At 49.9% G+C, this 481-nt stretch carries 2 tRNA genes and 1 rRNA gene; all 3 read left to right on the forward strand.

The window, feature by feature from the left end:
* A 16S ribosomal RNA gene (locus tag Xind_RS20745) occupies positions 1 to 52 on the forward strand; the annotation flags it as partial.
* 67 nt (positions 53 to 119) lie between these two features.
* Positions 120 to 196: transfer RNA gene (locus Xind_RS19775), tRNA-Ile, on the forward strand.
* 43 nt (positions 197 to 239) lie between these two features.
* Positions 240 to 315: transfer RNA gene (locus Xind_RS19780), tRNA-Ala, on the forward strand.
* The last annotated feature ends 166 nt before the right edge of the window (positions 316 to 481 follow it).

Genomic DNA, 481 nt, shown 5'->3' on the forward strand with positions numbered 1-481 from the left:
GAAGTCGTAACAAGGTAACCGTAGGGGAACCTGCGGTTGGATCACCTCCTTAACCGAAGATGGTGAAATGTGAGTGTTCACACAGATTGTCTGATGAAAACAAGAGACGGTGTCGGTATAGGCTTGTAGCTCAGGTGGTTAGAGCGCACCCCTGATAAGGGTGAGGTCGGTGGTTCAAGTCCACTCAGGCCTACCAATTCTTTTGGGAATTGGCCGCGCACAGATGCCGGACGAGACATGGGGCTATAGCTCAGCTGGGAGAGCGCCTGCCTTGCACGCAGGAGGTCAGCGGTTCGATCCCGCTTAGCTCCACCATTTTCTGCTCTTGGGTATACACGGGACTTCAGAATGTATCGGATTGTCGGTATATTGTGAAATCTTTGCTCTTTAACAATCTGGAACAAGCTGAAAAATTGAAACATTCAGTGACACGGCTTTCTGAGTGAAAGCGGTCATTGAAGAGTCTCTCAACAACCCCAGT

Source organism: Xenorhabdus indica (assembly GCF_014467235.1).
GTDB classification, from domain to species: Bacteria; Pseudomonadota; Gammaproteobacteria; order Enterobacterales; family Enterobacteriaceae; genus Xenorhabdus; species Xenorhabdus indica.